This is a genomic window from Variovorax sp. MHTC-1, from assembly GCF_003984645.1.
GTDB lineage: Bacteria > Pseudomonadota > Gammaproteobacteria > Burkholderiales > Burkholderiaceae_C > Variovorax.
In genome coordinates, this window is sequence record NZ_RWKI01000058.1 from 1 (window position 1) to 2,927 (window position 2,927).

General features: G+C 67.0%; 2 protein-coding genes and 1 pseudogene. All 3 read right to left on the minus strand.

Annotated elements, in window-relative coordinates:
• On the minus strand, window positions 1–936 hold a 936-nt coding region (locus tag EJI01_RS28110), incomplete at its 3' end, for an MCP four helix bundle domain-containing protein (RefSeq protein ID WP_185879104.1).
• Window positions 937–1,027: 91 nt separating this feature from the next.
• Window positions 1,028–2,761, minus strand: coding sequence for a methyl-accepting chemotaxis protein (locus tag EJI01_RS28115; protein ID WP_126840384.1), 1,734 nt, complete (start codon window positions 2,759–2,761; stop codon window positions 1,028–1,030).
• A pseudogene (locus EJI01_RS29545) lies at window positions 2,758–2,927 on the minus strand (chemotaxis protein CheW); the annotation flags it as partial. The gene EJI01_RS28115 and the pseudogene EJI01_RS29545, both read right to left, overlap by 4 nt.

Below are 2,927 nucleotides of genomic sequence, written 5' to 3' on the forward strand. Positions count from 1 at the left end.
CGCGGTCTGCTCCAGCGAGCTGGCCTGCTCCTCGGTGCGCGAGGACAGGTCATGGTTGCCGGCCGCGATCTGGCCCGAGGCCGTGGCGATCGCATCGGTCGACAGCTTGATCTTGCCGACCACATGGGTCAGCTGGTCCTGCATCTGCTTGATCGAATGCAGCACGCTGCCGTCGTCGGCCGAGCGGGCCTCGACGTCCACCGTCAGGTCGCCGCTGGCGATGCGGCCGACGACGTCCGCCGCGTAGCCGGGTTCGCCGCCCAGCTGGCGCGCCAGCAGGCGGGCCACCACCACGCCCAATCCCACGCTCGCGAGAATGCCGATCAAGGCCATCGCCAGCATCAGGAGGCGCGAGGTCTTGTAGGTCTGGGCGGCATGCTCCATGCTCGCCTTGGCCTGCATGTCGCTGTGCGCCACCATCTTCTCGAGCACCTGCTCGAGCGAGCGCGAATCCTTCAGCAGCTGCGCGCTGTCCTCCGAGACGCGGCCGTCGAACTGCGAGCTGTCCAGCGATTGCGCGGACAGCAGCGCGACGAAATCGGCCATGCGCTTGTTGAGCTTCGGCAGCTGCGCCTCGTACTGCTGGTAGAGCTGGCGGCCCTCTTCGGTTTCCAGCAGCACGGGCTTGACCTCGTCCATGCGCGCCGCGAGTCCGGCGCCGGCCTTCTTGAGCTCGGCGATGCCGGCATTGCGCTCGCCCTTGGTGGACGCCGACAGCAGGCCCATCTGGGCCCGGCTCGCATAGAGCAGATGGATGTTGGCCGCCTGCACCGCCTTCAGCGTCTGCAGCTCGTGGCTGTAGAGCGTCTCGGTCGAGGCGCTGATGCGCCCCATGTGATAGACGCCCAGCGCGCTGACGACGGCGCCGACCCCCGCAACGATCAGAAAGCTGAGGATCAGCTTGACGGTGACACGAAGGTCCTGGAACCACTGCATTTTGTTCATCCTGCGAAGGCCGTCGACTTCAGGCCGGTTATGAGGGATATCGGCAGCCCGGCCGCCGAACTTGAGGGCCGGGACGCTTGCTTCAGAACTCCGTCCACTCGCCCGCGGCCGTGTGGCCCACGGCCAGCGGTGCGCGCCGGTCCGGCAGGGCCTTGCGTGCGGGAGCGGCCGGCTTGGCCGGCCCCTTCAGCGCCGGCGCCGCGCGCCTAGATGGCAAGCTCGGCTGGCTGCGTGCCTGCACCTGCGCGAGCACCACGGCCGCCTCCTCCTGGCCCAGCTTGAAGATGCTGACGGTCTGCGAGAGGCTTCCGGCCTGTTCCTGCAGCGACTGCGCCGCGGCCGAGGCCTCTTCGACCAGCGCCGCGTTCTGCTGCGTCACCTGGTCCATCTGCGTGATTGCCTGGTTGATCTGCTCGATGCCCTGGGTCTGCTCCTGGCTGGCCGCCGTGATCTCGCCCATGATGTCGGTCACGCGCTTCACGCTGTCGACGATCTCATCCATCGTGCGGCCGGCTTCGGCCACCTGCTTGCTGCCTTCCTCGACCTTCTCCACCGAGTCGCCGATCAGGGTCTTGATCTCCTTGGCCGCCGCGGCCGAGCGCTGGGCCAGGTTGCGCACTTCGGAAGCGACCACCGCGAAGCCTCGGCCCTGCTCGCCGGCGCGCGCGGCTTCCACCGCCGCGTTCAAGGCCAGGATGTTGGTCTGGAACGCGATGCCGTCGATCACGCCGATGATGTCGACGATCTTTCTGGACGATGCATTGATCGAACCCATGGTGTCGACCACCTGGCTGACCACGCTGCCGCCCTTCACTGCCACTTCGGAAGCCGAGACGGCCAGTTGATTGGCCTGGCGCGCGTTGTCCGCGTTCTGCTTGACGGTGCTGGTGAGTTCTTCCATCGAGGCCGCGGTCTGCTCCAGCGAGCTGGCCTGTTCCTCGGTGCGCGAGGACAGGTCATGGTTGCCGGCCGCGATCTGGCCCGAGGCCGTAGCGATGGTGTCGGTGCCGGCACGCACTTCACCCACCACCTTGGCCAGGCTTTCGTTCATGTTCTTCAGCGCATGCATCAGCTGGCCCGTCTCGTCGCGCGAGTCGACCTCGATGCGCGAGCTGAGGTCGCCGCTGGCCACGGTCTCCGCCACCTTGACGGCACGGCCGAGGGGCCGGGTGATGCTGCGGGCGATCAGGTAGGCGCAGGCCACGCCGAGCAGCAGCGTGAGCGCCGTGAGAAAGATGCGCAGGTTGAAGCTCTGCGCGTTGGCCTCGTCGATCGCGCGGCTCATGTCGTCGATGGCCTTGCGTTCGAGCGCCAGCAGTTCGAGCACGCGGCTTTCGTAGGCCTTGGCGGCCGGCTGGAAGACCTCCCTGAAGACGGTCTCCGTCTCCGCCGCGTTGCCGCTCGCCTTCGCCTTCTGCACCGCCTCCTTGGCCGCCTGGTACTTGGCGCGCAGCTCGACGATGGACTTGAAGGTCGACTTCTCGATGTCGGTCACCAGCAAGGCCTCGACCTTGGCCATGGTCTCGCTGCCCTTCTTGACGCTGTCGGAGATGACCTCGGCAAAGGTGACCGGAAGCGTTTCGTCGCTGGTCCTGGCGATCAGCGCCGTGCGCGCGATGGCCGAGTAGGTCAGCACGTACCAGTCCGAGATGAGCCGTTCCTTCGCGAGCGGGCTCTGCATCATCTGGCGGGTGGCCTCGGCGTTGCTGCTTGCGCTCATCAGGGCAAACACGGCCGAGACCATGGTCAGGGCCAGGACCAGGCCGAAGCCGACCGCCAGGCGCGTTCCGATGCGCAGGTTGGACAGGAAGTTCATGCTGCGATCCGTTCCACCAGGCCCATCTCTTCGCTCGACATCAGCCGATCGATGTCCACCAGGATCAGCATCCGCTCGTCCAGCGTGCCCAGCCCGATCAGGTAGTCCGTGTCCAGCACCGAACCCATCTCCGGCGCCGGCTTGATCTGCTCGGGCGCCAGCGTGG

Bases quoted from the DNA above. Each gene is read 5' to 3' on its own strand.
- EJI01_RS28115 (WP_126840384.1), bottom strand. From the start codon at position 2,761: ATGAACTTCCTGTCCAACCTGCGCATCGGAACGCGCCTGGCGGTCGGC.